Source organism: Frankia sp. EI5c, assembly GCF_001636565.1.
GTDB lineage: Bacteria > Actinomycetota > Actinomycetes > Frankiales > Frankiaceae > Parafrankia.
Genome location: NZ_LRTK01000007.1, coordinates 140,330 through 167,282 on the forward strand (window position 1 = coordinate 140,330; position 26,953 = coordinate 167,282).

General features: G+C 71.8%; 23 protein-coding genes and 6 pseudogenes. 11 read left to right on the top strand and 18 right to left on the bottom strand.

Annotation, left to right across the window (positions count from 1 at the left end):
• Positions 1 to 8: 8 nt before the first annotated feature.
• Entirely contained in the window at positions 9 to 575 is a 567-nt protein-coding gene (locus UG55_RS05655) for a hypothetical protein (protein WP_128422858.1), read from the top strand.
• The coding region (locus UG55_RS29835) for a hypothetical protein (protein ID WP_206779346.1) at positions 568 to 1,056 on the top strand (489 nt) is incomplete at its 3' end. The genes UG55_RS05655 and UG55_RS29835, both read left to right, overlap by 8 nt.
• Before the next feature lie 713 nt (positions 1,057 to 1,769).
• Here UG55_RS29835 and UG55_RS32790 read toward each other — a convergent pair.
• From UG55_RS32790 to UG55_RS32800, 3 genes and pseudogenes are all read right to left on the bottom strand, one after another.
• Complete coding sequence (locus tag UG55_RS32790; protein ID WP_242423784.1) at positions 1,770 to 2,030, bottom strand: hypothetical protein; 261 nt, start codon at positions 2,028 to 2,030, stop codon at positions 1,770 to 1,772.
• A gap of 17 nt (positions 2,031 to 2,047) precedes the next feature.
• The coding region (locus UG55_RS32795) for an AMP-binding protein (RefSeq protein WP_242423785.1) at positions 2,048 to 2,793 on the bottom strand (746 nt) is incomplete at its 5' end.
• Between the two features lies 1 nt (position 2,794).
• A pseudogene (locus UG55_RS32800) lies at positions 2,795 to 3,835 on the bottom strand (AMP-binding protein); the annotation flags it as partial.
• A gap of 217 nt (positions 3,836 to 4,052) precedes the next feature.
• Here UG55_RS32800 and UG55_RS05675 point away from each other — a divergent pair.
• Positions 4,053 to 5,297 carry a CaiB/BaiF CoA-transferase family protein gene (locus UG55_RS05675; RefSeq protein ID WP_066063791.1) on the top strand — a complete coding sequence of 415 codons (1,245 nt, stop codon included), beginning with the start codon at positions 4,053 to 4,055 and terminating at the stop codon, positions 5,295 to 5,297.
• A 67-nt stretch (positions 5,298 to 5,364) separates the two neighbouring features.
• Positions 5,365 to 6,276, top strand: a complete 912-nt coding sequence (locus UG55_RS05680; RefSeq protein WP_066063796.1) for an SDR family NAD(P)-dependent oxidoreductase — start codon at positions 5,365 to 5,367, stop codon at positions 6,274 to 6,276.
• A gap of 2 nt (positions 6,277 to 6,278) precedes the next feature.
• On the opposite strand, the gene UG55_RS05685 is transcribed toward UG55_RS05680, so the two are convergent.
• From UG55_RS05685 to UG55_RS05705, 8 genes and pseudogenes are all read right to left on the bottom strand, one after another.
• Positions 6,279 to 7,067: an enoyl-CoA hydratase-related protein gene (locus tag UG55_RS05685; protein ID WP_066063798.1), complete on the bottom strand. Its 789-nt coding sequence runs from the start codon at positions 7,065 to 7,067 to the stop codon at positions 6,279 to 6,281.
• Positions 7,064 to 7,942: an SDR family oxidoreductase gene (locus UG55_RS05690; protein ID WP_066063800.1), complete on the bottom strand. Its 879-nt coding sequence runs from the start codon at positions 7,940 to 7,942 to the stop codon at positions 7,064 to 7,066. Before UG55_RS05690 ends, UG55_RS05685 begins: the two co-directional genes overlap by 4 nt.
• Positions 7,943 to 8,012: 70 nt before the next feature.
• Complete coding sequence (locus UG55_RS05695; protein ID WP_066063801.1) at positions 8,013 to 10,208, bottom strand: acyl-CoA dehydrogenase; 2,196 nt, start codon at positions 10,206 to 10,208, stop codon at positions 8,013 to 8,015.
• A gap of 76 nt (positions 10,209 to 10,284) precedes the next feature.
• A pseudogene (locus tag UG55_RS32805) lies at positions 10,285 to 10,530 on the bottom strand (amidohydrolase); the annotation flags it as partial.
• A 1-nt stretch (position 10,531) separates the two neighbouring features.
• Positions 10,532 to 10,969, bottom strand: a pseudogene (locus UG55_RS32810) (amidohydrolase family protein); the annotation flags it as partial.
• Between the two features lies 1 nt (position 10,970).
• Positions 10,971 to 11,038, bottom strand: a pseudogene (locus tag UG55_RS46670) (hypothetical protein); the annotation flags it as partial.
• A gap of 1 nt (position 11,039) precedes the next feature.
• Positions 11,040 to 11,250: pseudogene (locus UG55_RS46675) on the bottom strand (hypothetical protein); the annotation flags it as partial.
• A gap of 22 nt (positions 11,251 to 11,272) precedes the next feature.
• The gene (locus tag UG55_RS05705) at positions 11,273 to 12,871 is read right to left on the bottom strand and encodes an acyl-CoA synthetase (protein ID WP_066063805.1); all 1,599 of its coding nucleotides are present in this window, start codon (positions 12,869 to 12,871) and stop codon (positions 11,273 to 11,275) included.
• 210 nt (positions 12,872 to 13,081) lie between these two features.
• Here UG55_RS05705 and UG55_RS46680 point away from each other — a divergent pair.
• The 3 genes and pseudogenes from UG55_RS46680 to UG55_RS05715 form a co-directional block, all read left to right on the top strand.
• Positions 13,082 to 13,968: cytochrome P450 (locus tag UG55_RS46680; RefSeq protein WP_396230812.1), on the top strand; the 887-nt coding region annotated here is incomplete at its 3' end.
• Between the two features lies 1 nt (position 13,969).
• Positions 13,970 to 14,290 (top strand): annotated as a pseudogene (locus tag UG55_RS32820) (cytochrome P450); the annotation flags it as partial.
• A gap of 167 nt (positions 14,291 to 14,457) precedes the next feature.
• Positions 14,458 to 15,234, top strand: coding sequence for an SDR family NAD(P)-dependent oxidoreductase (locus tag UG55_RS05715; protein WP_066063811.1), 777 nt, complete (start codon positions 14,458 to 14,460; stop codon positions 15,232 to 15,234).
• Between the two features lie 98 nt (positions 15,235 to 15,332).
• Here the strand turns inward: UG55_RS05715 and UG55_RS05720 are convergent, their stop codons facing one another.
• The 7 genes from UG55_RS05720 to UG55_RS05750 form a co-directional block, all read right to left on the bottom strand.
• A complete protein-coding gene (locus UG55_RS05720) occupies positions 15,333 to 15,536 on the bottom strand; it encodes a hypothetical protein (protein ID WP_066063813.1) in 204 nt (67 codons plus the stop codon).
• A 224-nt stretch (positions 15,537 to 15,760) separates the two neighbouring features.
• Positions 15,761 to 16,804 carry a DUF4407 domain-containing protein gene (locus UG55_RS05725; protein WP_128422860.1) on the bottom strand — a complete coding sequence of 348 codons (1,044 nt, stop codon included), beginning with the start codon at positions 16,802 to 16,804 and terminating at the stop codon, positions 15,761 to 15,763.
• Positions 16,804 to 17,124, bottom strand: coding sequence for a PadR family transcriptional regulator (locus UG55_RS05730; protein ID WP_242423786.1), 321 nt, complete (start codon positions 17,122 to 17,124; stop codon positions 16,804 to 16,806). The genes UG55_RS05725 and UG55_RS05730 overlap by 1 nt, the downstream gene beginning before the upstream one ends.
• A gap of 210 nt (positions 17,125 to 17,334) precedes the next feature.
• On the bottom strand, positions 17,335 to 18,237 hold the full coding sequence (locus tag UG55_RS05735; protein WP_083986440.1) for an SDR family NAD(P)-dependent oxidoreductase: 903 nt from the start codon (positions 18,235 to 18,237) through the stop codon (positions 17,335 to 17,337).
• Complete coding sequence (locus UG55_RS05740; RefSeq protein WP_066063821.1) at positions 18,234 to 19,442, bottom strand: amidohydrolase family protein; 1,209 nt, start codon at positions 19,440 to 19,442, stop codon at positions 18,234 to 18,236. The genes UG55_RS05735 and UG55_RS05740 overlap by 4 nt, the downstream gene beginning before the upstream one ends.
• 66 nt (positions 19,443 to 19,508) lie before the next feature.
• On the bottom strand, positions 19,509 to 20,270 hold the full coding sequence (locus UG55_RS05745) for an acetoacetate decarboxylase family protein (RefSeq protein ID WP_066063823.1): 762 nt from the start codon (positions 20,268 to 20,270) through the stop codon (positions 19,509 to 19,511).
• Positions 20,271 to 20,428: 158 nt separating this feature from the next.
• On the bottom strand, positions 20,429 to 21,508 hold the full coding sequence (locus tag UG55_RS05750; RefSeq protein ID WP_083986441.1) for a Rieske 2Fe-2S domain-containing protein: 1,080 nt from the start codon (positions 21,506 to 21,508) through the stop codon (positions 20,429 to 20,431).
• Between the two features lie 235 nt (positions 21,509 to 21,743).
• Between UG55_RS05750 and UG55_RS05755 the strand changes: the two genes are divergently transcribed.
• The 4 genes from UG55_RS05755 to UG55_RS05770 form a co-directional block, all read left to right on the top strand.
• On the top strand, positions 21,744 to 23,375 hold the full coding sequence (locus UG55_RS05755; RefSeq protein ID WP_066064174.1) for an AMP-binding protein: 1,632 nt from the start codon (positions 21,744 to 21,746) through the stop codon (positions 23,373 to 23,375).
• Positions 23,376 to 23,424: 49 nt separating this feature from the next.
• Positions 23,425 to 24,570, top strand: coding sequence for a thiolase C-terminal domain-containing protein (locus tag UG55_RS05760; protein WP_066063829.1), 1,146 nt, complete (start codon positions 23,425 to 23,427; stop codon positions 24,568 to 24,570).
• A gap of 166 nt (positions 24,571 to 24,736) precedes the next feature.
• Positions 24,737 to 25,543: an ABC transporter ATP-binding protein gene (locus UG55_RS05765; protein WP_066063831.1), complete on the top strand. Its 807-nt coding sequence runs from the start codon at positions 24,737 to 24,739 to the stop codon at positions 25,541 to 25,543.
• Between the two features lie 79 nt (positions 25,544 to 25,622).
• The coding region (locus UG55_RS05770) for an ABC transporter substrate-binding protein (RefSeq protein WP_242423787.1) at positions 25,623 to 26,948 on the top strand (1,326 nt) is incomplete at its 3' end.
• Positions 26,949 to 26,953 lie beyond the last annotated feature (5 nt).

A 26,953-nucleotide genomic window follows, 5' to 3' on the forward strand; every position in this document is an offset into this window, starting at 1 on the left:
GGGGACGGATGGCTGGATTGATACCGCCCGCGGATGTACGGCGTCTGCTGGCGATGGTGGATGCGTCGGGTCGACGGTTCGCGCCGGAGGAACACGAGGATTTCTTCGACGACTACGCCGACATCGTCACCGGGAACGGGGCGCTGCCCGTCTTCGATCCAGGCCGGTCGGACGACGCGGCCACCGGGGTGTTGGACGTCGACGTGTTCCTCGGCATCGGCCTGGCGGTCCTCGGCCAAATCGCTCTTCGGGTGCTGGCGGCCCTGGAGGACCTGGCCGCCGACGGCACCGTCTCCGGGGTCACCCTGTTCGCACGCCGGCTGTTCCGGCGCGGCCCGGTCGACCCGCACGATCCGTCCGCCGGCACGGAGACCGACCAGGCCCGCGACGCGGCCACCGAAGCCAAGGTGACCGTCGACGTCGTGGCCGGGCAGCTGACCGAGCAGGTCCGGGTGGCACTGCCCACCGCTCTCGCGGTGGACGCGGCGCAGCTGCAACTGATCGTGACCGTCCAGATCCAGGCCCTCGCGGACCCACAGGTGCCTAGACCCGTCCGCTACTCGGACGATGCCTGACCAACCGGAGGGAACGGCTGCACGGGCCGAGGCGCTGGCCCGCGCCGAGACCGGTCTGGTATTGGCCACCCTCGCGCCGTTCGCGATGCTGATCCCGATTCTCGTGGTACTCGGCTGGTGGGACCGCGGCACCACGGTGATCGATGCCGTGGTGTCGGCCGTCGCCGTACCGATTCTCACCGCCGTTTTCGCGACCGCCGTGCCCTTCGCCTTCGCGATGCAGCGGTTCGGCAACGACGCCTATTCCTACGATCTGGCGGCGCAGGAGACCAGACCCGTCGACTGGGCGGCGCCGAAATGGGCGCCCGTCGGCGAGGTCGTCACCTCCCTCACGGGCCTACCCGCCACCAGTGTCCCGGCGGTTTTCCTGATCACCCCGACCGCGAACCTCGCCGTCGTACACCGCCCTTCCCAGGCGCCCGGGCGCCTGGGAAGGGCGTCGGACTGGTCGGTTCGCCACCGCCGACCGCTCATGGCGGCCNGCGCCGTTCTCGGCGTCGTTGCCGCCTTCTGGCCCGACAACCCACCAGCCTGGCTGGACGCCGTGACGGGCACCCTGCTCGCCGTCGCGGCAGTCGGGCTGCTCCCACTGGCGGCGGTGGGCGGCCGGGCGCTGTGGCGACGGAACATCCGCGACCCGCGCCTTCTGCTCGTCATACCCACGCTGTGGACGGCAGCCTTCCGCAAGAACCCCCAGCGGGCCCGGGTGCTGCTCGGCCACGAGCTTTCCCACCTCCGCCACCGCGACGCGCTGCACCGCCGGGTCCTCGCCCCCTACCGGGCGTTCGCTCCGGTGTTGGCGTTCGTGGATTCCGGTGTCGTCTTCTGCGCCCGCATTCCCGCGGGTGTGCAGATGGCGTTGCTGGTCGCGATCACCACCGTCGGAGTGACCTGCGTCCGCCGCGCCCACCGGCTCTACGGATGGATCCAGGAGGAACGCGCCGACGCGGAGGCGTGCGCCGACCGGGCCGAGGCGAAAGTCCTGGCCGATGCGCTGGCGGGAATGCTTCCCGATCGGCCCTCCGACGCTCAGGCCCGGCGGTTCGCGGCGCTGCGCGGGGCCGCGGCAACCGGCGCGCTTCCAGCCGCCCGCCGCGTGATCCGGCAGATGCTGTGGGGCTTCGCCCTGCCCTGCGTCACCATCGCGATCCTGGTGCTGACCGGCGTACTGCCGGTTGACCTGACAACTGTCGGTTAACCCTTACCCTTCGTATCGAACTCGGGGCGACCAGTCACAGCACCCTCCCCGATCTCGCCCGCGCGGTCAGCCACGAACTCCATCACCTGGGTCAGCCGGATGTTGTTGCCGGACGGGTCGCGCAACGACGTGTCGATGCCGTAGGGCTGGGCCGTCGGCGGATCGTTGAAGACCGCCAGGTCAGCGACGGTGAGCGGCTCGGCGTACCGGCCGTCCACCAGGTCCTTGGCCCGCAGCAGGTGACGGGAAGGGAGCACCACCCGGCCATTCAGCGTCAGCCCGCCGACGCGGACGAGCCGTGCCCGGGCTCCGGCTCCGGCTCGCGTACCCGGGCGCGCAGCTCGTACTTTATGATCTTGCCGGTGGCGTTCATCGGGAGGGCGTCGACAACCTCCACGCGGCGCGGCACCTTGTAGTTGGCCATCCGCTCGCGGCTCCACGCGATGACCTCCGCCGGGTCGACGGCGGACCCCGCGCGGGGGATCACGAAAGCCATTCCGACCTCGCCGAGCCGCTCGTCGGGGATGCCGATCACCGCGACCTGCGCGAGGTCGCGGCGTTCCAGCAACATCGCCTCGATTTCGGCCGGGTAGGCGTTGAAGCCGCCGACGATGAACATGTCCTTCTTGCGGTCCGTGATCCGGATGTTGCCCGCCTCGTCCTGCACGCCGATGTCACCGGAGTGCAGCCAGCCGTCGGCGTCGATCGTCTCGGCGGTGGCGGCGGGGTCGTCGAAGTACCCGCGCATCACGTTGTAGCCGCGGATGACGATCTCCCCCGGTTCCCCCGGCGGCAGCGGGGTGCCGGTGTCGTCCACGACCCGCACCTCGACGCCGGGTATCGCCCGGCCGGACGTCCGCGCGATCGTCTCCGGGTCGTCGTCGTGGCGGCAGGCGGTGGCGGTGCCCGTGGTCTCGGTGAGGCCGTAGGCGGTCAGCACCGTCTCCAGGCCCAGCTCCGAACGCAGGCGGCGGACCAGCTCGACCGGCACCGACGCCGCCCCGGTGACGGCGAGGCGCANGGTGGACAGGTCGTAGCCGGACAGGTCGGTGTTGAGGATGCTCTGGTAGATCGCCGGCGGGCCGGGCAGCATGGTGATCCGCTCCTCGGCGACCCGACGCAGCACCGTGGGCACGTCGAACACCGGGTGCGGCACCAGGGTCGCACCGGTCAGCAGGCAGGCGAGCAGGCCGGACTTCAGCCCGGCGGTGTGGAAGAACGGGTAGACGAGCAGGTAGCGGTCGCCGTGGCGGAGCCCGACGATCTCGGACCACGAGGTGTACACACCGGTCGACGCCCCGTGGGTGAGCATGGCGCCCTTCGGCGCGCCGGTCGTCCCGGACGTGAAGACGATGTCGGACAGATCGTCGCCCGTCAGCGCGGCGGAACGGGACGCCACTTCGGCGCCGAGGCGGCCGAGCCCCGCCGGCCTGTCACCGCCCGGCGCTCCGTTCCCGTGCCCGTGCCCGTGCCCGTGACCGTTCCCCGTCGCCGCCGGCGTGCCCCCCGTCGCCGGCTCCGCGGCGCGGAGGAGGAAGTCCGCCCAGCCGGTCGCGCCCGGCCGTCCGGGTGAACCCAGGAGGATGATCTCGTCCAGCCCCGGCGGGGGCGGCTGGTCGGCAAGCATCGCGAGGTAGTCGGTGTCGAGGAAACCGTCGACGACGAAGAGCAGGCGGGAGCCGGCGGTGCGCAGGATCCGGGCCGCCTCGCCCCCCTTGAAACGGGAGTTGATCGGCGCCAGCACCGCCCCGGCCCGATAGGCACCCAGGGCGACGAGCACCCATTCGCAGCTGTTCGGCGCCCAGACCGACACCCGGTCACCGGCCTGGACGCCGGAGGCGACGAGCGCACGGGCCACCTCGGCCGACCGGATGTCGAGATCAGCGAAGGTAAGCCGTCGGTCACCGTCGACGAGGGCCTCGTCGGCCGGCCACCGGGCGGCCGCCCGGGCCAACACCGCCGGGATGGTGGCGGTGGCCGGGCCCGTTCCCGCAGGTGTCGCCGTTGCCGCCGCCGTTGCCGGTGCCACCGTTGCCGCGGTGGCCGCTGGTCGCGCGTTCATGAGGCACCCCTTCGCGCCGGGGCGGGCGCGCTGCCCACCGTCGAGCCCCGGGCAGACCTGCGCCCGACTCGGCGACGGCCCGGTGCCGCGACCGGCGGCGGTTCCCCGCGAAGCGGTACGCGACAGTCGCAGATTATATAACGTATTCAATCACCCGCCAGGAGAGTCGCCGGTCATCCCACCGGCTCGGCCCTCCGCGTTGAAACGGAGGCCCGGCATGCCCGACGCGACAGCCCCCCTCGCCGGTGTACGGGTCGTCGACGTCTCGATGCTCGGCCCCGGTGCCCTCACCACCCATCTCGCGGACCTGGGCGCGGACGTCGTCAAGGTGGAGCCGCCGGGCGGCGACTACGTGCGCCGCATGGTGTGGCCGTTCGTCGACGGCGTCTCCCTGCTGCACCTGCACATCTCCCGCGGCAAGCGCAGCATCGTGCTCGACCTGCGCACCGACGGCGGTGTCGCGGTGTTCCGCGACCTCGCCCGGACGGCGGACGCGGTGGTCGAGGCGATGCGGCCCGGCGCGCTGGAGCGCCGCGGACTCGGCTACGCGGCCCTGCGCGAGCTCAACCCGCGGATCGTGCTGGCGTCCATCTCGGGCTACGGCGCGAGCGGCCCCTACCGCGACCTGCCGAGCCACGGCATCGCCTACGACACCTGGGCCGGGGTGGTCGCGCCCGCCGTCGACGAGGACGGGTTCACCTACCTGCCGGACCACGCCTCGATCGGCATCCACGCGGGGCCGCTGTACGGCGCGCTCGCCGTGGTCTCCGCGGTGCTCTCCGCCCGCGAGACCGGGCAGGGCCGGCACGTGGAGGTCGGTCAGTCCGACGCGGCCGCGGCGATGGACTGGCTGCGGATCGAGACCTACCGCGCCTACCGGCGGCCCGCGGACGAGGTGACGGGCAACCCGGCCGACGACTACGAACGGCGCGAGCCCGGCACCGGCGGGATGCGCGACGCCGTCCGCTACCAGGTGTACGCGACCTCCGACGGCCACATCCTGTTCATGGCCTCGGAGCGGCGGTTCTGGCGCAACTTCTGCGCCGGCGTCGGCCGGCTCGACCTCTACGAGGCCCGGCCCGGCGCCGAGTACGCCGACCACGCCCGCGGCGACGTGCGGCTGCGCGAGGAGTTGCGCACGATCTTCGCGGGCCGCACGACCGCGGAATGGGTGCGTTTCGGCGGCGAGGTCGACACCCCCCTCTCCCCCGTGAACTCCCCGCGGTCGATCGACACCGACCCGCAGTTCGCCGAACGGCTGCCCTGGCTGCCCGCCGCGGAGCTGGGGGTGGACGAGATCCCGTTCCCGGTACGCCTCGACGGCCGCAACCCGGTACCGGCCCGGCGGGCGCCGACACCCGGCCAGCAGACCGACGAGGTGCTCGCCGAACTCGGCTACGACGACGAGCGGGTGCACAAGCTGCGCGCCGAGGGCGCGTTCGGACCACCCGAAGACAACTGATTCCTGGTGCAGGCAGCCGGCCGGGTGTCGCTCGACCCCGGCCGACGTGGAACGAAAGGGCAGACCTATGGGGTTGCTCGACGGCAAGGTAGCGATCGTCACCGGCGCCGGCCACGGCATCGGGCGCGGGCACGCGCTCGAACTCGCCCGGCAGGGCGCGAAGGTCGTCGTCAACGACCTCGGCGGGAGCCTGCGCGGCGAAGGCCAGGGCCGGGCGGCGGACGAGACCGTCGCCCTGGTGGAGAAGCGCGGCGGCAGCGCCGTCGCCGACTACTCCGACGTCGGTGACCACGACCAGTGCGCGGCGCTCATCCAGCGGGCTCTCGACGCGTTCGGTCGGCTCGACATCCTGGTGAACAACGCCGGCATCGTGCGCGACGCCGCCGTGTGGAACATGCCGGTGGCGGACTTCGACGCGGTGATCCGCGTCCACGTCCGCGGCACCTGGTCGACCTGCCACCACGCGGCCCGGCACTGGCGCGCGGCGGCGAAGAGCGGCGAGACCGTGCGTGGACGGATCATCAACACCACCTCGGGCGCCGGGCTCGGCGGCAACTTCGGCCAGTCCAGCTACGCCGCGGCGAAGGCGGCGATCGTCGGCATCACCCAGACACTCGCGCTGGAACTGCACCGCGTGGGAGTCACCGTGAACGCGGTCGGGCCGTCCGGCCTCACCCGCATCACGGCGAGCATCCCGGGCATGGGCGACTCCTACGAGCCTGACGAGGTCCCCGACGACGAGTGGCGCGGAATGGACCCGTCGAACAGCTCCCCGCTCGTCGCCTGGCTGGCGAGCGACGAGGCCGACCACGTGACCGGCCAGGTCATCCGCTCGATCGAGGACCGGATCATCTGGATGCAGGGCTGGAAGGAGCGCAAGGTGATCTCCGCCGGCCAGCAGCGCTGGGACGCGGCGAAACTCGGCGAGATCATCAACCAGGACCTGTTCGAGACCCGCGGCCCCGGCATGCGTTTCTGACGTCAGGTGGTCGCGCGCCGCCCCTGGGCGGCCCGCAGGCGGTCGCGGACCGCGCGGACGTGGTCGGCGAAGCCGGGCCGGTCGACGGACCACTGCTGGGCGGCCAGTTCGAGCGCCACCGCCTCGTCGGCCCCGGTGCAGGCGGCGGTGGCGCGCAGGGTCTGCTTGGTGCGGATCACCAGATCGCGCTGGCGGCCGGCGGCGCGCCGGGCCAGCCGGAAGGCCTGCTCGGTCAGCTGGTCGTCCGGCACGCACCGCCAGGCCAGCCCGCTGCGGGCCGCCTCGGCACCGGTCAGCCTGTCCCCGCACAGGGAGAGCGCCGCCGCCCCCTGGGTGCCCACCCGTTCCGCGAGCCGCCACAGGTGCCCGCCGCCCGGATGGATGCCGACGTCGAGGAACCGCGGGTCGAACGACGCCGACTCCGCGGCGATGATGACGTCGCAGGCCAGCGGCAGGTTCACCCCCGCACCGATCGCGGCGCCGCCGACGGCCGCGATGGTCGGCACCGGGGCGTGGGCGACCGCGAGCATGCCGGCGTAGGTGTCGGCGAGCGGCACCCGCGGCGAGATCAGGTCGTCCAGGTTGCCGCCGGCGCAGAACACCGGCGGGGTCGCGGCCAGCACGATCGCGCCCGCGCCCGCGGCGATGACCTCCTCGACGGCCGCCGCGAGCGCGCTGCTCATCTCGTAGGACAGCGCGTTGCGGTGCGCCGGGTCGTTGAGGGTGAGTACCGCGAAACCGTCGATCCGCTCCACGGTGACCAGCGGCGCCGACGCCGGCCGGCCGCTCATCGGCCGGCCGCCCCGTCGCTCCGCTGACCGGCCGCCCCGTCGCTCCGCTGGCCGGTGGCCGCGGCCGGGCGCTGGCCGGATGCCGCGTGCGCGCTCAGGTCGGCGAGCCCGGCCGGGTCGAGCGGGGTGCTGGCCGGGTTGAGGGTCAGCTCGTCGAGTGCGATGCCCGGGTGCCCGAGGGCCAGCGCGGTCGCCTGGGCGATCGCGGCCCCCACGTCGTCGACGTGCATGAAGTCGGCGGTGACGAGTCCGGACGAGGCCCATTTCGGCAGCAGCTCGCCGAGGAGGTCGTCGGCGAACTCCCGGTGGATCTCGGTCGGCATCGTCGCGCCGACCGCGAGCCGCAGGAACCGGTGCTCGGGGTGTTCCAGGCGCCAGCTGCGGATCGAGTGGTCCAGCGCCGCCTTGCTGGCCGCGTAGGTGCCGAGGCCGTGCACGGGGTTCCCGACTGCGCTGGACGACAGGTAGACGAACAGCCCCGGCTCGTCACCCCGAGCCGTGACCGCGGCGGCGGTGACCAGCGCCGGGGCGACGACGTTGGTGGCGAAGGTGTCGGTCCAGGTCGGCGCGTCCGTCCGGGCGAGGAGGCCGAGCGGTGAGGAACCGATCGGGAACAGCACCGCGTCGAGCCCGCCGAACGCGGCGGTCGCCGCGGCCACCACCCGGTGGCATTCCGTCTCCTGCCGCAGGTCGGCGGGCAGCGCGAGCCCGCCGTCCAGGGCGGTGGCGAGCTCGTCCAGCAGCCCGGCACGCCGGCCGACGGCGGCGACCCGCGCGCCGCCGCCGCCCAACGCGAGGGCGGTCGCCCGCCCGATGCCGGTGGACGCGCCCACCACCAGGACGCGCCGTCCGGTCAGATCGATCGTGATGCCCATCGGGTTCCCGTCCAGTAGAAGGAGCGTCGCCGCGACTCGGGTGCGGCTCGGGCTCAGGTGCGGCTCGGGCTCAGGTGCGCGGCAGGCCGAGGATCCGTTCGGCGATCACGTTGAGCTGGATCTCCACGGTGCCGCCGCCGATCAGCTTCGGCGGCACCGTGAGATAGCCCTGGGCCAGGGCTCCGGCCGGTCCGTCGGCGATGGCCGCGGCCGGCCCGGTCCAGCGCATCGCGCGTTCGGCCACCCTGGTCGCCAGCGTGCCCGCGAGGACCTTGGAGACGCTGGACTCCGCCCCCGGGCGCAGGCCGGACAGGCTGCGCAGGGTCGTGCGCAGCGCCAGCGCGGCGAGCGCGTGCGCGGGCCCGAAGGTCTCCCCCAGCTCCCGCAGGACGTCCGCCGGCGCCGCGGCGAGGCCAGGTGTGCCGGCGAGCTCGGCCAGGGCGGTCGGGATGTGCTGCATGCCGCTGATGCTCACCCGCTCGTTGCCGAGTGTGGTGCGGGCCAGCGTCCAGCCCTGGTTCACCTCGCCGACCAGCCGGTCGTCGGGCACGAGGACGTCGTTGAGGAACACCTCGTTGAACAGGAACCCGCCGTTGGACTCGCGCAGCGGCCGGACCTCCACCCCGGGCGCGCGCATGTCGACCAGGAAGTAGGAGATGCCCTTGTGCTTCGGTGCCTCGGGGTCGGTGCGGGCCAGGCAGATCCCGTACTGCGCCTCGTGGGCCTTCGACGTCCAGACCTTCTGCCCGGTCAGCCGCCAGCCGCCCTCGACCCGCTCGGCCCGGGTCGACAGGGCCGCGAGGTCCGAGCCGGCGCCGGGCTCGCTGAACAGCTGGCACCACTCGATGTCGCCGCGCAGGGTCCCGGGCACGAAGAAGTCCCGCTGGGCGTCGGTGCCGTGCGCGAGAATCGTCGGCAGCGCCCAGTCACCGACGATCAGCATCGGGGGTTCCAGGCCGGCGCGTTCGTACTCCCGTTGGATGACGAGCTGTTCGATGGGGCTCGCGCCGAGGCCGTAGGGCCGCGGGTAGTGCGGCACGACCAGCCCCTCCGCGGCGAGGCGCACCCGCCGGGCCGGGCCGTCGGCGGGCAGCGCCGCCACCTCGGCGAGGATGCCCGCGATCCGCCGCCGGAAGGCGGGGTCGGCGCCGGAGAGATCGACGTCGAAGTCGCGGGCGGTGGTGCGCACCAGCTCGCCGAGTTCGCGCTGCCACCGGCTGGTCGGCCCGAGCAGGTTCTCCAGGGTCATCGCCCGGCGCCAGTAGAGATGGGTGTCGTGTTCCCAGGTGTAGCCGATGCCACCGAGCAGGGTGATCGTCGCCAGGCCGAGCTCGGTGGCGCCCGGCAGGCAGACCACGGCGGCACCGGCGGCGGCGAGGGCGAGCTGGTCGTCTCCCTCGTCGAGGGCCCGGGCGCCGTCCCAGGCGGCCGCGGCCATGGTCTGGACGTCGACGAACATCCGGGCGCACTTGTGCTTGATCGCCTGGAAGGAGCCGACCGGCCGGCCGAACTGCTCGCGGACCTTCACGTAGGCGAGGCCGGCGTCCAGGCACCAGCGGGCGAGCCCCACCGCCTCGGCGGCGAACAGCACCGCGGCGACCGCCCGCACCTGCGCGGACGTGACGGCGACCAGCTGGTCGGGGGCCAGCGCGACGTCGCGCAGGGTGACCGACCCCACCGACCTGGTGTGGTCGACCGGCTCACCGGCGGTGGTCTCGACGCGCTCGCCCTCGGCCGGGTTCGGTGCGACGGTGAACCAGATCTCGCCGCCGTCAGGGGTCCTCGCCCCGAGCAGCAGCAACCGGGCACCGGCCGCGCCGAGCACCGGCTCGGTCGATCCGCTGACCCGGTACCCACCGGCGTCGCCGGGCACCGCGCTCAGCCCGGCGGCGGACAGTGCCGTGGCCGCGGGCGCGCCCTCGGCGAGCGCGGGCAGGGTTCGCTTGCGCACGTCGTCGTCACCGTGGCGGGCGAGCACCGCGCTGGTCAGCAGCGACGGCAGCAGTGGCCCGGGCAGCAGACCGCGGGCGGCCTCCTCGACGACGACCGCGAGCGCGACCGGCCCGGCGCCCGCCCCGCCGTACTCCTCGGGCAGGTGCAGGGCGGTCAGCCCCTGCTCGACGACGGCGGGCCAGTAGGCGGGCAGCTCGCCGCCGACCCAGCCGGCCAGCCCGGCCCGCACGGCCGCGGACGGGGCGTGGCGGGCGACGAAGCCCCGGACCGAGTCGGCAAGCGCCGCGTGGTTGGAGTCAAGGCCGATGGACACGTCTGTCTCTCCTCGCTGCCGCTGGCTGGCAATCCGGCCACCGGTTCCGGCGGGCCGGCGGGCGCCGCGCACCGGCTCAGGCGTCCAGTTTCAGAACTCGGCGGGCGTTGGCGTGCAGGAACTTCGGCCATACGTGGTCACGGAAGGGCACATCCTGCATGTCCCGCATGATGCGTTCCAGGGTCAGGCCCATGGGAAAGTAGCCGCCGTAGATGACCTTGTCGGCGCCGCGGCTGTTCGCGAAGGCGACGATGTCCGCCGGGTAGTACTTCGGGGCGAAGGCGGACGTCGAGTAGTACAGGTTGGGCCACTTCAGCAGCAGNTTGATCGCGAGGTCCGTCCACGGCTCACAGCCGTGCCGGGTGACGAACACCAGGTCGGGGAAGTCGTACATCACCTGGTCGATCAGCTCGACCTTCTGCGGCGCGAACGGCAGCCGCGGCCCGGGCACGCCGGCGCAGACGAAGACGGGGATGCCCAGTTCCACGCACTTCGCGTAGACCGGGTACATCTTCTCGTCGTTGATCGCGACCTGCGGGAACGTCCCGGCGGGGAACACGGTGGCCGCCCGCACCCCGTACGTCTCGAAGTCGGCCACCAGACCGCGCACACTGCCCATCACATCGGACGGGTTCTCGATCGACGTGCTCGGCACGAACCTGTCCGGGAACGTGCGCAGCGCGAGCTCCGCCGCCTCGCCCCGGCAGCCGATCAGCCCCTTCTCGATGTTGAAGCGGTCCATCTCCCGCAGGGTGACGCTCNCCGGGTCGTCGGTGGGCAGGTCGTGCGGCACCCCCTTGAACATGTACTCGGCCGGGAACTCGAACGCCNTGGACTCGGCATCCTTGAGCTGGCGGCGGATGAAGTCGTACTGGGACGAGTCCCGGGCGGGAAACGAGATCATCGTGTCGATGACCGGTACACCCAGGGGGAACGACATGGCGTCGGGTCCTTCGGTGTGGGGCGGGCGGGCGGGAGCGGGTCGTCTGCTCGCGGCGGCGGATGTCGGCGCGGGTACGGGGCCAGAATTCGAATATAATATTCGACTTGCCCCCGTGCGCCGTTCAGGATGTCGAGGTCGCGATCGTGCTTGCTGTCGCCGTCGCGGTCGCGGTCGCGGCGGTGGTCGCGGGGAGGTACTCGGCTCGCAGCTGGCCCTTCGCGAGCTTGCCGGTGGGCATCCGCGGCAGCTCGGACCGGAACACCACGACCCGCGGCACCTTGAAACCGGCGAGGCTGCCGCGCGCGAACGCCCGCAGCCGCTCGGCGAGCTCGGGGGTGCCCTCGACGCCGTCGACGGGCTGCACGACGGCGTGCACGTATTCGCCCATCTCCTGATCCGGCAGCCCGAACACGGCGACGTCGGCGACCTGCGGGTGCATGACCAGGGCCGCCTCGACCTCGGCCGGGTAGATGTTCACGCCGCCGGAGATGATGGTGAAGTTCTTCCGGTCGGTCAGGTACAGATAGCCGTCCGGGTCGAGGTAGCCCAGGTCGCCGCAGGTCGTCCAGTTCGGGTGGTCGGGGTGGCGGCTGGCCCGGGTCTTCTCCGGGTCGCCGTGGTACTCGAAGGGCGCCTCGTCCCGCTCGAAGTAGAGCAGCCCCGGGGTGCCGGCCGGTACCTCCCGGCCCTCGTCGTCGCAGATCCGCGGGACGCCGACCAGCGCGCGGCCCACCGACCCCGGGTGCGCCAGCCAGTCGGCGCAGCTGATGTACGTGACGCCGCAGCCCTCCGTCCCGGAGTAGTACTCGTCCACGATCGGGCCGACCCAGTCGATGACCGCCCGCTTGACCTCCACCGGGCAGGGCGCGGCCGCGTGCATGACCCGGCGCAGGCTGGACACGTCGGCCCCCAGCCGCGTCTCGGCGGGCAGCTTCAGCAGCCGCACCAGCATGGTCGGCACCACCTGGACGTGGGTGATGCGCTCCCGCTCGATCGCGGCGAGCGCCGCCCGCTCGTCGAACTTCTCCATGACGACGAGCGTCCCGCCGAGCTCGTGCACGCACACCGCCCACTGCAGGCTCGCCGCGTGGTACAGCGGCGCCGGGCACAGGTAGACGCTGCTCTCGTCCATGCCGAACAGGAACGTGCCCATGGCGGCGATGCCGCCGCGGGCGGGCCGGTCCACCGGGTCTCCGGACAGCGGGCGGCGGATGCCCTTGGGCCGGCCGGTCGTGCCGGAGGAGTAGAGCATGAACTCCCCGCGCGGCTGCTCGGCCAGCGGTTCGGCGGAGCTGGCCGCCAGCGCCTCCTCGTAGGAGTCGAAGCCATCCTCGGTGCCGTCCATCATGAGCCGCAGGCCGCAGGCCGGGGCCCGTCGGGCGATCTCCACCGCCGTCGCGCCGAAGCGTTTCGTGGCGACCAGGGCCCGGGCGCCGGAGTCCTGGACCAGCCAGGCGGCCTCCGCCGGGGCCAGGTGCCAGTTCACGGCGGTCAGGTACAGGCCGGAGCGCAGGGCCGCCCAGACGACCTCCGGGTAGCGCACCTGGTTCTCCGCCACCAGCGCCACGGTGTCTCCGGGGCGCAGGCCGTGGCGGTGCCAGAGACGGGCCAGCCGGGTGGAGCGTTCGTCCAGCTCGCGGTAGGTGATCCGGGCGCCGGAGCCACTCATGATCACGGCAGGCCGGTCCGGGTGGGTGGTCGCGTGCAGGCCGGGATACATCGTCGGACCTCCAACATCCGGGCTCGGCCGGCCGGGCTTCCAAGCCGTCACGCCGGCCGAGCGCTCGCCGGGGCCGCACCCTCGCCGAGAACGATCAGATCATGAATAAAATATATGGTAGCCGGAGCCGCCCACCTACACAATTGACAGTCACTGGCAGAAACGTAAATATTCGGGGCAATCGCCGTCCAGCCGATCCGGAGGAGCCCCATGTCGCTGGAGACCATCGACGTCTACGACCCAGGCCGCTACGAGAGCGGCATCCCGCACCAGGACTTCCAGCTTCTGCGGGCGCAGGCGCCGGTGTTCCGCCACCCCGACGACCAGGTCCCGGACGGCTTCTGGGCGGTGACCCGCCACCCGGACGTCATGCGCGTCTCCCGCAGCCCGGAGCTGTTCTCCTCCAGCAGGTGCACGGCGATCCTCGGCGAGATGCCCGAGGAGGACCGCGCCCAGCAGCGGCTGATGATGCTGAACATGGACCCGCCGGAGCACACCCGGCTGCGCGGTCTGGTCAACCGCGGCTTCACTCCCCGGATGGTCAGCCAGATGCGGGAGCGGCTGCGCCGCGCCAGCGAGACCATCGTCGATGACGCGCTGGCCGCCGGCAACGGCGACTTCGTCGAGCTGTGCGCCGCCGACCTGCCGCTCATCGTCATCGCCGAGCTGATGGGGGTGCCGCTGGAGGACCGCCAGAAGCTGTTCGACTGGTCGAACCGGCTCGCCTCCGCCACCGACCTGCGGCTGGCGAAGGACGGCGACGCGACGGTCGCCGTGATGGAGCTCTACCAGTACGCGAACGACCTGGGCGCGGTGAAGCGCGGCTGCCCGGCCGATGACATCGTCACGAAGCTGATCTCGCCGGACGAGAACGGCGAGGAGCTGTCCGAGCTGGAGTTCGACCTGTTCTTCCTGCTCCTGATGTTCGCGGGCAACGAGACCACGCGCAACGCCATCACCGGCGGCATGTTCGCCATGATCAACAATCCCGACCAGTGGGAGCGGCTGCGCGCCGACCCGGATCTCGCCCCGACGGCGGCCGACGAGATCGTCCGCTGGGTGAGCCCGGTCAACGCCTTCCGCCGCACCGCCACCCTNGACGTCGAGCTCGGCGGCCAGCTCATCCGGGAGAACGACAAGGTCGTGGTGTTCTACGCCGCGGCCAACTTCGACGAGGACGTCTTCCGCGATCCCTACACCTTCGACATCAGCCGCAGCCCCAACCCGCACCTCGGCTTCGGCGGCGGCGGCCCGCACTACTGCCTCGGCCGCCACCTCGCCATGCTGGAGATCGAGGAGATGTACCGGGCCCTGGTCGAGCGGGTGCGCCGGGTGAAGCTGCTGGGCCCGCCCACCCGGCTGCGGTCGAACTTCATCAACGGCGTGACCGCGATGCCGGTCCGGTTCGTCCCGGCCTGACCCGCACCCGTCCTTCCCGACCCGCCCCGCCCTGCGGCATGACCGCGCTCATCCCGTCTGACCTGCGCTCATCCCGCCTGGCCCACACGCGGCGCGCCGGTGCCCGACACTGTTTCCGTACGTCACGCCCACATCTCCGTACGTGCACCCCTGAAGGGAAATCGAACATGGATCTGAGCGGTACGTCCGGGATCGTCACCGGTGGTGCGTCGGGCCTCGGGGCCGCGACGGCGCGGGCCCTGGCCGCCGCCGGCGTCCAGGTCGTCGTCACCGACCGCGACGACGCCCGCGGCGAGGCGGTCGCCAAGGAGATCGGCGGCGTGTTCGCCCACGTGGACGTCACCTCCACCGAGGACATCATCGCCGCCACCGAGCTCGCGAAGACCCTCGGGCCGGTGCGCTCGCTGGTCAACTGCGCCGGCATCGGCGGGGCCACCCGCACCATCGGCCGGGACGGCAGCTACGACTCCGCCCACAGCCTGGAGGCGTTCCGCAAGATCATCGAAATCAACATGATCGGCACGTTCAACTGTGTGCGGATCGTCGCGACGGCGATCGCGGCGACCGAGCCGCTGGCCGACGGCGAGCGCGGCGCGATCGTCAACACCGCCTCGCTCGCCGCCTTCGACGGCCAGATCGGCCAGGCCGCCTACTCCGCGTCCAAGGGCGGGGTCGTGGGCATGACCCTCCCGGTCGCACGGGACCTGTCGGTCGTCGGGATCCGGCTGAACACGATCGCCCCCGGCCTGATCGACACTCCCATCTACGGCGAGGGGCCCGGAGCCGAGGAGTTCAAGGACAAGCTCAGGCGGGATGTGCTCTTCCCCCGTCGGCTCGGCACCGCCGACGAGTTCGCCTCCCTCGCACTCGAACTGCTGCGGAACAGCTACCTGAACGCGGAGGTCATCCGCATCGACGCCGGCACCCGCTTCCAGCCCAAGTAGCCGGTTCCCGACCGACCGCCGCACCCCGCATGGGTGCGGCATCGCTATCGTCACCCCGACCCGGGCCCTGGCGGCCTCCCTCGCGGTCGCCGCGCCGACTACCGTCCGCTGATCCTGTCGATGACGAGGAGCATGAGGGGGACGGTTGCGAGGAAGGCCGCCGCTCCCCACGACGCGCCGCCTGCGGGGCCTCCCCCGGTAATCCAGCCGACGAACCCGGCGATGAGGCCGGAGCTCAGCGCGAGCGAAAAGGCCAGTGCCAGCTCAAGGAGCCGCGTCCCCAGTGGGCTCCCGGCCGTCACAGGTGCGCTGTCAGGCGCGGGTGATGGATTCACGGGCGCCGGTGATGTAAGCATGGTTGGTCTCCTTCGACACGGGAGGCGATGCCCGGCGCCCGACGATCACCTCGGCAAAGGATCACGATCGCGCGGCGTCGGGCGGGTAACCCTTCGGGCGTTGGTGACTGCGCGGTCACCAACGCCCGCGAACCCTCTCGACCTGTGCTGTGCGGTCGTCCCAGATCACTTCAGCCCCCCTTCCGCTCGGCGACGGGGGTGGCGCGGAGGCTCGCACGAATCACGGGGGCGCTACCCAGGGTGCGGATGGCGTAGCCCAGACGACGGCGGCGGGGAAGCTCGGACAGTTCCGAGTGGAACTCCTCTGCGTACCTGGTGCGATGACCGGCGGGCAGGAACCAGCAGGCCGCGGCGGTAAGAGCCCACACCGTCCGGCCCGGCGATCCGTCGAGCTTCTTCCAGCGCTGCCGGCCGGCCGCCCGGGTCTCATCCGAAGTGCGCGCAGACCCTCTCACGAAATCCCCACTCATGATCTTCACCAGCACCGGCATGGCCTCGATCATGGAAATGAACAGCCAGAGGAGGATCTGCGCGGCGAGTATGGTGCCGCTTCGGTCCGCCAGGCGACTGAATGCCGCCATTCTGGGAAGCAGCCCGCTGTAGTTCCTGCCGGACTGGGCGACGTGGGATTCCTCCTGCTTTCGCAGACGATCCAGCTCGCCTTTCTTTTCAGCCAACGCAGCACGCATGGTCGGGCTGGCACCTGTCGGCGACTCCGCTTCCGCGGCGGCCCGCTCCTGCAGGCCCTCGACCTCCGCCTCATACACAGGGAAAGCAGCGAAGCGCGAATCGCTGGCCAGCTTGCCGCGGATGGCGGCCTCGTCCTCCCGCTGCATGGCCGCGAGCTCGACTTGGATCACAGGGTCGAACACCCGCAGAACCAGCGGGGTCGAGACGGAAATACCGAGCAACACAGCGAGCAACAGCCGTGGCAGCGCGACGCGGAAGTTGGCACCGCGGCGCCGACCCGTCATCGCCGAGATCAGCCACCGGTCGAGATTCAGGATGAGGTAGCCCCAGAGGAGGGCACCCACCCCGGCGCAGAAGTGCGGAAGCCCTGCCTCGCGAAGCGCGATGGCGCAGCACACAGCCGCCATGCTTCCGGACATCGCGACGCTCGCACCCAGTGCCAGATACTTCGCGCGCGCATGCGGAAAGCTCTCAAGGAGCTTGCTGTCCGCACCGGAAAGCCGGATCAGCACCCGCGAGGCCATCACCGGCTTCCACCCTCGGCGACGCGAGGCAGGAGTGCACCGATCCGGCTGATCGAGCTGTGTGCGTGAGCCAATGCGTATCGGGCCTGCTCGACGCCGTCCACACTGAGCTGGTAGTACCGCCGCCGCGGGCGCCCCTCTACCTTGGGATCGATGTCCTCCCACTCACTGGTCAGCCATCCACAGCCTTCCAGCCGGGCGAGGATCGGGTGGATCGTGCCGGTCGCGAGCCCGGCCGCCTGGCTGAGCTCGAGCCCATACATCGGCTGTAGCGGGCGTTCGAGCAGGGCCCGGAGGACGAGCTGCGTCGGCAGCGTCATTTTCGGTCCGGATCGCGCCATGCTCTAACTCTAGCTAGGCCCCTAGCTAGAGTTCAAGTCTGGGTACGATCGAGTTCACGGGACGGCCCTCTCCCTGCGAGGAAGCCCGAGCGGAACTCAGCCGCGGCCACAACTGTCACCGCGGCGGACACGGCCAGCTGCCAGCTGCCAGCCGCCGGCCCTGGCCGTGTGCCCGCCCGGTGGTCACGGCTAGAGGTCCAGGAGGTTGTGGCCGGACTCGGTGGGGTTGAGGCCGGCGCCAAGCCGTTCCGCCCGCACGGCCAGGGTCTTCGCGGCGTCGTCCCGGCCGAGCATGAGGCAGTACTCCCCCGCCCGGATGCCGCGCAGGACGTCGCGCGCCAGCTCGTCGAGCGGCTGGACGGGAATCTCCCGCCCGGCCTTCGCCGCGCTCTCGACCAGGCCGGCCACCGTCATCGCCGGGGTGGTCCGCGGCTTCTCCCGGGCCAGCTCGGCGGGCCGGTTGCGGTCGGACGTCCACAGGCCGGTGTCGAGCAGCCCCTTGCCCGAGGGCAGGAACAGCGAGACCGCGATCGGGTGCCCCTCCTCGGCGAGCTGGGCGCCCAGGCATTCGGTGAGCACCGACACCGCCGCCTTGCTCGCCGCGTACACCGAGGCACTCGGCAGCGGGGCGACCGCGCCGTCGCCGGAGGAGGTGTTGACGACATGCCCCGGCTCCCCGGAGGCGATCATCCGGGGGACGAAGGAGCGGATGCCGTTGGCCACCCCGTGGACGTTGACGCCGAAGGTCCACCGCCAGTCGTTCGGCGTCGACTCCCACACCTTCGCCGCCGGCGGGCCGACCCCCGCGTTGTTCACCAACACGTGGGTGCGCCCGTACAGGCTGAAGACCTGCTCGGCGAGCGCCTCGACACTGGCCTCGTCGGAGACGTCCGCGACGAGGCCGGTGACCTTCGCTCCGGTCCGCCCGCGCAGGTCGGCGACCGTCGCCGCCAGCGCCCCGGACTCGATGTCGGAGAGCACCAGCACCGCCCCGGCGGCGGCGAACGCCTCGGCGAGCGCCCGGCCGATGCCGGCGGCCCCGCCGGTGATGACGACGACCCGGCCGGCGAAGTCGGTGATCGGCCCGCTCACGCGGCACCTCCGTGGATCTCCTCGACGGTGGGCCCGATGCGGTCGACGACCGGAGCGAGCTTCGCCAGGTCGAAGCCGTACAGCTCGGCCGCGTTGCCGCCGAGGATGAGCCGGGTGTCGGCCTCCGGGACGTCGCCGAAACGGCCGCGCAGCCACTCCCGGGTGTGCGGCCAGGTGCCCTCGGGGTGCGGGTAGTCGTGCCCCCACATCAACCGGGTGATCCCGATGTCGTGGCGCCGGGAGATCTCCAGCTCGCCCATCACGGACGATGCCATCCACACGTTGCGCTGGTAGTACTCCGACGGCTTCATCCGCATGCCGTCCCGGAACGTCTTCGGCCCGAACTTGCGGGTGGAGTGGTCGCCCTCCCACTTGGCGTCCATCCGGGCCAGGATGTCCGGCACCCACCAGGCGCCGTTCTCGGCCAGCGCGTATCTCAGCTTCGGGTGCCGCTCGAAGACGCCGCCGAGCAGCAGGGCCCACAGCGGGCGGGCCGCCCACCAGTACGCCTCGGTGGCGTAGATCGACAGGAAGCCGGGCGCCCAGGTGTAGTCGGTGGGGCCGACGCCGGAGTGGGTGTGCACGACGAGGCCGGCCTCGGCGCACACCGACCACAGCGGGTCGTAGACGGGATCGTTGTAGGCGGGGAAGGTCCCCCACTTGGTGGGGATCATGATTCCGCCGCGCAGGCCGTTGGCCGCGGCCCACTCGGTCTCCGCGACCGCCGCGGCGACGTCGTGTAAGGCGGGGATGATCGCGATGCCGTACCGGCGGTCGGGGTCGTTCTGGCAGAACTCGGCGGCCCAGCGGTTGTGCGCCTTCGCCCCGGCCATCACCAGCTCGGGGTCGCTGTCGCCGGAGGAGTTCAGCCCGGACCCGAACGGCGACGCCGACACTCCGCCGACGCCGGCCGAGTCCGCGTCGGGGAAGACGACCTCGGCCGCGATGCCCTCGGAATCCATCTCCTTGGTGCGCACGGCCGGGTCCCAGGCACCGTTCATGCCGCCGTGGTCACCGATCTCGGAGTTCCACTCGGCCAGGAACCGCAGATGGTCGTCCGAGCTCACCAGCGCGGACGCCTGGACGTCCGCGGCGAGCGCCTCGTCGAAGGCCTTCCGGTGGCGGGGCTCGATGTACTCGCGGTACTGCTCGCCGGGCAGGCCCGCGTGGGTGTCGGTGGAGATGAGGAGGTACCGGTCACTCATGGCTGCGTCCTTGGGATGCTCGTGACGGCTGGTGGTTCGCGGCGGCTGGTGGTTCGCGGGCGGCGGCTAGTGGTCGTAACGGCTGAAGGAGAAGGGCTCGAACGCCACCGGGTCGACCGGGCCGACGACACTCGCCCTGTTCGACGACGACCGGGTGGTGTAGGTGATCGACACCGTCTCCAGGACGGGCAGGTCGACGATCGGCGCCGTGGGCTCGTCCCGCAAGATCAGCTTTCCCTCCACCCGTTCCACCGTGACCGGGGTGCGCACCTGGTCGAAACGCACCAGCAGCGGGTCGCTGTCGAACCCGGAGCCGGAGACCGCGGGTGCGAACTTGAACCACCACTGGGTGGCCGGGTAGGGCGCGGGGACGGGCAGGGCCTCGGTGACGTCGCCGACGATCTCGACGAAGGTGACCCCGTTGCGCGCGATCCGGCCCTCGACGTGGCTGCCGTCGCGGGTCAGCGCGAGCTCGGCGAGTTTCTTCGGCTCGCCGTTCCGCTCCCGGCTGATCGAGATCGCCGACTCCAGATCGATCGGGATGAGCAGCGGGTACTCGCCGGTCACCCCGTCGTACCCGGCGTCGACGGCGAGGTAGCCGACGAGCTCCTTGTAGTGGTACTCACCGAACCGCAGGTCGATGTCGGTGACCCGCACGTGCACCCGGGGCTCGGCCGGCGGGGTCAGCGGCGGCGGCAACACCGCGGCGAGCACCTCGGGATCGGTGAGGTAGACGACCTCCAGTGACGGGATGGGGGGCAGCCCACCCCCGACGTTCGACTCGGCCGCGGAGCTCTTCTCGACGTCGCGTACCCAGCGGTTCCCCATCGGGGCCTCCTCGCAGCAGGCTTTCGGGCAGCAGGCTTTCGGGCGGGCGGGTTTCGGGCAGGACGGACCGCGCCGTGTGCGCCAGGCGCGCGCAACGGCCGGACCCGGTCGGCACAGGGCTGGGCTGGTCAGCTCAGAGCTGGTCAGCTCAGAGCTGGTCAGCGCTTCTTCGCGCCGTCGGGCCAGGAATAGAACTGCTGGCACCAGCGACGCTGCTCGGTGATCGCCTTCTCGGACGGGCGCAGCACCGGCGGGTCCTTGTAGATCTTGTTCTCCCAGATCGGGAGGTCCTGGCTGACCGCGTCGGTGAAGCTGCGCGCCGCCTTCTCCGCCGCGTCCGCGCCGTGCTTCGCCGGGCAGGTGAAGATCCACCGGACGTGCACGTTCTCCTCGTCGATCGGCGTCGTCGAGGAGATGAACGTCGTGTAGCCCTTCACCCGCAGCACTCCCAGGCCCAGCCCGAAGCCCTCGCGGATGAAGTTGCCGTCCATCCCGACCGCCCGCTTGTAGTGGCCGTCGACGTGGAACTCCTGCTCGGGGATGGCCGGCGTCCCGTGCACGTAGAGGAAGTGGGGGGTGTCGACGTTGTTCTCGGCCATCTCCTGGCAGCAGGTCGCGATCTCGAAGTCCCGCACGATGATCGGCAGCCATTCGGGGTCGTGGAACTCGGGGACCTCGGGCACCTCGTAGGTCGGTTCCGCCCGCTCGCCGTGGTGCCAGGCCCAGATCATGTGGTTGCGCTCGACGACGGGGTAGGAGCGCGCGGCGGCCGTCTTCGGGATGTGGTCGACGTCGTCGTAGGGCACCTCGACGCAGGCCCCGGACGAGCCGTCGAAACGCCAGCCGTGGAACGGGCACTGCAGCGAGCTGTCGACGACCCGGCCGCCGACGCCGAGATGGGCGCCCAGGTGCGGGCAGTAGGCGTCGAACAGGTAGGGCGTGCCGTCGGCGCCGCGGAAGAGCACCAGGTCACGGCCGAAGTAGAACAGCGACTTCGTGCGGCCCGGCTCGATCTCGTCGGCCCGGGCGACGATGAACCAGCCGTTGGGCACCGGGAACGGGAAGCGGGGAGCCCGCTCCCGCCGGGCCCGGGTGCGCAGGGACAGATCGGTGAGCGTGTCCGGCCGCTGGGGCATCGGCAGCCCGACCAGCTCGTCGGCGGCGGTGGTGGTGACGGCGGTCGTCTCGTACAGACCGATGCCACGTCGACTGGTCGGAGTGCGGTCCGAGGTGGTCATGACGCCTGCCTCCCAGAAAGGTCCACGCCGGAGCATGGACGGATGTGGGATAAGATATACAATCTCTCGCGATCGGACGGTGTGGGAACCGATCACTGAACCGACATTCAACCCGAGCGCCACCGCGTTCACAAGCCCGGGCGGCCGGGCATCCGCAAACCCGCGGCCCGGGCCGACCGGGCCGGCGGAGTGCGTCCCGGCGGCGCGCCGGCGCGACGAGAAGCAGGAGTGGACTGTGACCGACGGAGTCTGGGGCAGCGCGCCCCGGCACACGACGACCGAGTTACTGCTGCGGCGGGCCGAGAAGGATCCCGACTCCGAGTACCTGGACGTGTGCGGAACGCAGCTGACCGCGGGCCAGGTGGTGGCGGCGGCGTCGGCGCTGGCCGGCGCGCTGCGCGACCTCGGGGTGAGCCCCGGGGACCGGGTCGCCAGCCTGCTGGAGAACTCACCGGAGGCCCTGCTGGTCTGGTGGGCGACGCAGTGGGTGGGCGGGGTCGCGGTACCGGTGAACACCGCCTACAAGGGCGAGTACCTGCGTCACCAGCTCCGGGACTCCGGCGCGGCGGTCCTCGTGGTCGCCGCGGACCTCGCCGACCGCGCCCAGGCCGTCACCGCCGACCTCGACTGCCTGCGCCACGTGGTCGTCACCGGATCGGAGCCCCTTGCGTTCCCCGGTGCCACCACCCACCGGCTCGACGATCTGCTGACCGCCGCCCCGCTCGCCGGCCCGGTCGACCGGGCCCCCTCGGATCTGGCGACGTTCATCTACACCGGCGGCACAACGGGGCTGTCGAAGGGCTGCATGCTCAGCCACAACTACCACGAGGCCCTCGCCCAGCAGATCGGCCACAGCTGGGGCCGCACCAGCGCGGACGTCCTGTGGACGCCGCTGCCGATGTTCCACTACAACGCCCTGGTCACCGCCGTCATCGGTGCGCTGGTGTTCGGCGGGCGGGCGGCGATCCACCGGAAGTTCTCGGTGTCGAACTTCTGGCCCGAGATGAACCGCACCGGCGCCACGATCACCTCCACCCTGGGCACCATGGCCTACCTGCTCGCCCACGACGCCGACCGGCCGGAAATGCCGCGCTCGGGCGCGCCGGCGGCGAACGGCTCGCTGCGGCTGATGGGTGCGGCGCCGCTGCCCCCCGAGGTCGACGACATCATCCGGTCCCGCTTCGGCATCGACACGTTCTCCGGCGCCTACGGTGTCACCGAGGCCAGCCTCATCTCCTGGCAGCCCCCCGGCGTGCGCAACCGGCCCCGGGCCGCCGGGATCATCAACACCGACTACTTCGACGTCCGCATCTTCGACGACGCCGACGTCGAGGTCCCCCGCGGCACCGATGGTGAGATCGTCATCCGGCCGAAGCTCCCGCACGTCATGTTCGAGAGCTACTGGGGCCGCCCCGAGGCCACCGTGGCGGCCAGTCGGAACTGGTGGTACCACACCGGCGACATCGGGAAGATCGACGACGACGGCTACCTCTACTTCGTCGACCGCAAGGCCGACTACCTGCGCCGCCGCGGCGAGAACATCGCCAGCTTCGAGGTCGAGCGCATCCTCATGGGCCACGGCCAGCTCGCCGACGTCGCGGTGCACGCCGTCCCGAGCAGGCTCACCGAGGACGACGTCAAGATCACCGCAACCCGCGCACCCGGCTCCGCCCTCACCGAGGAGGAGCTGTTCCGCTGGTGCGTCGACGCGCTGCCCTACTTCGTCCTGCCCCGCTACATCGAGTTCCGGGCCGAGCTGCCCCGCAGCCCGGTCGGCCGGGTGCTCAAGCGCGAGCTGCGCGCCGAGGGCGTCACCGCCGCCACGTGGGACGCCGAGGCGGCCGGCATCACCTACGAGAAGCGCTGACCGTGCCGCGTCCGGGCCCGGGAAACAGCGGGAGAACAGGGGAGATCCGTTGACCGAGCAGGTTGTGATCGTCGGCGCGGCGCTGTCGGACTGCGGGCGGGTGGACGCGAAGACCCCCTTCGCCCTGCACCAGCAGGCCGCCGCCCGGGCGCTGGCCGACGCGGGGCTGAGCCACACCGACGTCGACGGGGTGGCCTCGACCGGCCTCGGTGTGCTCGCTCCGGTCGAGCTGGCCGAGTACCTGGGCCTGCGCCCGACCTGGACCGACTCCACCAGCGTCGGCGGCGCCGCCTGGGAGGTGATGCTGGAGCACGCGGCCGACGCGATCCGGGCCGGCACCGCCCACACGGTGCTGCTCGTCTACGGGTCCACCGCGCGCTCCGACCTGAAGAACCGGCTGCGCACGGCGAACCTCTCCCTGTCGTCGCGCGGCCCCAGCCAGTTCGAGGTGCCCTGGGGCCACACGCTGATCGCCAAGTACGCGATGACGGCCCGCCGCCACATGCACGAGTTCGGCACGACCATCGAGCAGCTCGCGAACATCGCCGTCGACACCCGCCACAACGCCGGCCTCAACCCGGACGCGATGTACCGCGAACCGCTGACGGTGGACGACGTGCTGACCGCCCCCATGGTCGCCACACCGTTCACCAAGCTGCACTGCTGCATCCGCAGCGACGGCGGCGGCGCGATCGTGCTGACCTCGGCCCGGCGGGCGGCCGATCTGCCGGGCCGCCCCGTCCAGGTGCTGGGCACCGGCACGGCCAGCAACGTGACGACGATGTCCGAGTGGACGGATTTCACCCGCTCGCCCGCCGAGGTGTCCGGGCGGCTCGCCTTCGGCCGGGCCGGGCTTACCCCCGCCGACGTCGACGTCTGCCAGTTCTACGACTCGTTCACCTCGACGGTGCTGCTGACCTTCGAGGCACTGGGGTTCTGCGGCCGCGGTGAGGGCGGTGCGTACCTGGAAGGCGGGACGATGCGGGTCGGCGGGCGGATGCCCACCAACACCGACGGCGGCGGGCTCTCGGCCTGCCACCCCGGGATGCGCGGCATCTTCCTGCTGGTGGAGGCGGTCCGCCAGCTGCGCGGCGAGGCTACCGGCCGGCAGGTCCCCGCGGCCCGGGTCGCCTGTGTGAACGCCACCGGAGGCTGGTTCAGCTCGGCTTCGACGGTGCTGCTCGGGGTCGGCTGAGCAGCACCGTCGAGGCCGCCGGCACCCGCCGGCGGGCGGCGCGGCCACCACCAAGGTGGTGGCGAACCGGCGGGCCTTGCCGCCCCTCCATCAATGTGATTAATTATACAATATCTGAAACTTTGGCATTCGCACAAACCGTCACCTACGCGGTTCTGGAGGCATCTTGCCGACGCCGACACCGACGCCCACCGCCGCGCCGCCCAGCGCAGGGGCGGCCCCACTGCTGCGCCTGAACTCGATCAGCAAGCGCTACGGCGGCGTGCACGCGCTGACCGACGTCGGCCTCACCGTCGCCGCCGGCACCGTGCAGGGCCTGATCGGGCCGAACGGCGCGGGCAAGACCACCCTGTTCGACATCATCTCCGGGATCACCCCCGCCTCCGCCGGGACGGTCCGGTTCGCCGACACCGACGTCACGGCGGTCTCCGCCACCCGGCGCGCCCGGCTCGGCATGCGCCGCACGTTCCAGCGGGCCCAGGTCTTCAGCTGGCTGTCCGTGGAGGACAACGTCCTCGCCGGGCTCGAATGGCGCGGTGGCGGTGGCGGGGTCCTCGCCGACCTGGTCTCGCTGCCGACACGCCGCGCGCTGGAGCGGCAACGCCGCGAGCGGGCCGCGGAGGTCCTCGACTGGTGCGGCCTGACCGCGCTGCGCGGGGTGCCCGCCGGCGCGCTGCCCCTCGGCCAGCAGCGCCTGCTCGAGCTCGCGCGGGCCATCGCCGACCGCCCACGCCTGCTGCTGCTCGACGAACCGACCTCGGGCCTCGCCCACGCCGAGTCCGACCGGTTCGGGGAGCTGGTGCTGTCGCTGCGCGGCCAGGGGTGCGCGGTGCTCCTCGTCGAACACGACGCCGCCTTCGTGATGCGGACCTGTGACCGCATCACCGTCCTGGACCTGGGGGCGGTGCTCGCAGAGGGCACACCGGCCGAGATCCAGGCGAACCAGGCCGTCCGCGACGCCTACCTCGGCTGATGGCGACACCCGGTCCCTCCGCCGCGGATTCCGCCGCTCCGGGGACAGGAACTCCGGGGACAGGAAAGGGAGAGCGCTGATGCGAACCATCCGATTACTGGTCGCCGCGGCCGCCTCGCTGGCGCTCGTCAGCGGCACCGTCGCGTGTTCGTCGGACGGCACGCCGCAGGACGGCCCGACGGTGGCGGCCGGCTCGGTGACCGCCGGCCCGCCCGCGGGCTGGGACGACGGCGGCTACACCGTGGACGCGGCGACGTTGAGATGTGACCGGACCGCCGCTGATCCCACCCGCGGCATCACCGAAACCGAGATCACCGTCGGTGGGCTTGCCTACCTGACCAGCCCCAGCGGCAGTTCGATGACCGGCACCGAACTGGGCGCGCAGGCCCGGTTCGACCGGGCCAACGCCGAGGGCGGCATCAACGGGCGCAAGATCAACTACATCGGGACCCTCGACGACGGCAACGACCCGGCACGCAACGGCGCCCAGGCCAAGGTCCTCGCCGCCCAGAAGAAGGTCTTCGCCGTGGTGCCGCTGATGACCAGCAGTGCCAGCTACCTCGACACCTTCTGCCAGGAGACCGTCCCCTTCTTCGGCTGGGGCTTCAACCAGGGGTACTGCCAGACCTCGATCGGTTTCGGGATCACCGGCTGCCAGTTCCCCGCCGGGGAGGTCACCTCCACGACCTACGGCCTGATGATCAAGGCCATGTTCGGCGGCCACGCCGCCGGCAGGAGCACCGCGCTGGTCGGCGTCGACAACGACTCGGCCCGGGCCGGGCTGAAGGAGCTCGGCGCGCAGATCCGGGCGGTCGGGGTGCGGACCGTCTACGAGGAGAGTCCCATCCCGGTCGCCGGGCTGACCGACACCACCGCAGTGGTCAGCGCCCTGATGACCTCCGACAACGGCGCACCGCCGGACGTCGTGCTCTACGTCGCCGACTTCAACTCGATCGTCAGGCTGACGGCCGCGATGACGGCTTCCGGTTTCAAGGGAAAGAACCTCAACCCGGTCGGCTATGACCCCCGGCTCGCGGGATTCAGGGACCTCCAGCAGTCCTACACGATCGCGCAGTGGACGCCCGGCGTCGACACCAGCGTGCCCGCGGTGAAGCAGCTCGTCGACGACTTCGCCGAGTACACCCCGGAGGCGGCCGTGAGCCTGCCCGCGATGGCCGGCTACTGGGCCGCCGACCTGTTCGTGCGGGCGGCCACCGAGGCCGGCCGTGACCTCACCGTCGACCGGCTCCTGAGCGTTCTCAACTCCGGCTTCTCGTACTACGTCGAGGACGCCGTTCCCGAGACTCGGTGGCCGACCAACCACAACGTCTCGGCACCCTGCGCCTCGATCGTCCAGCTCAACGGCGACAGGTACGACATCACCAGCAAGCTTTCCTGCGGCGCCNTCCT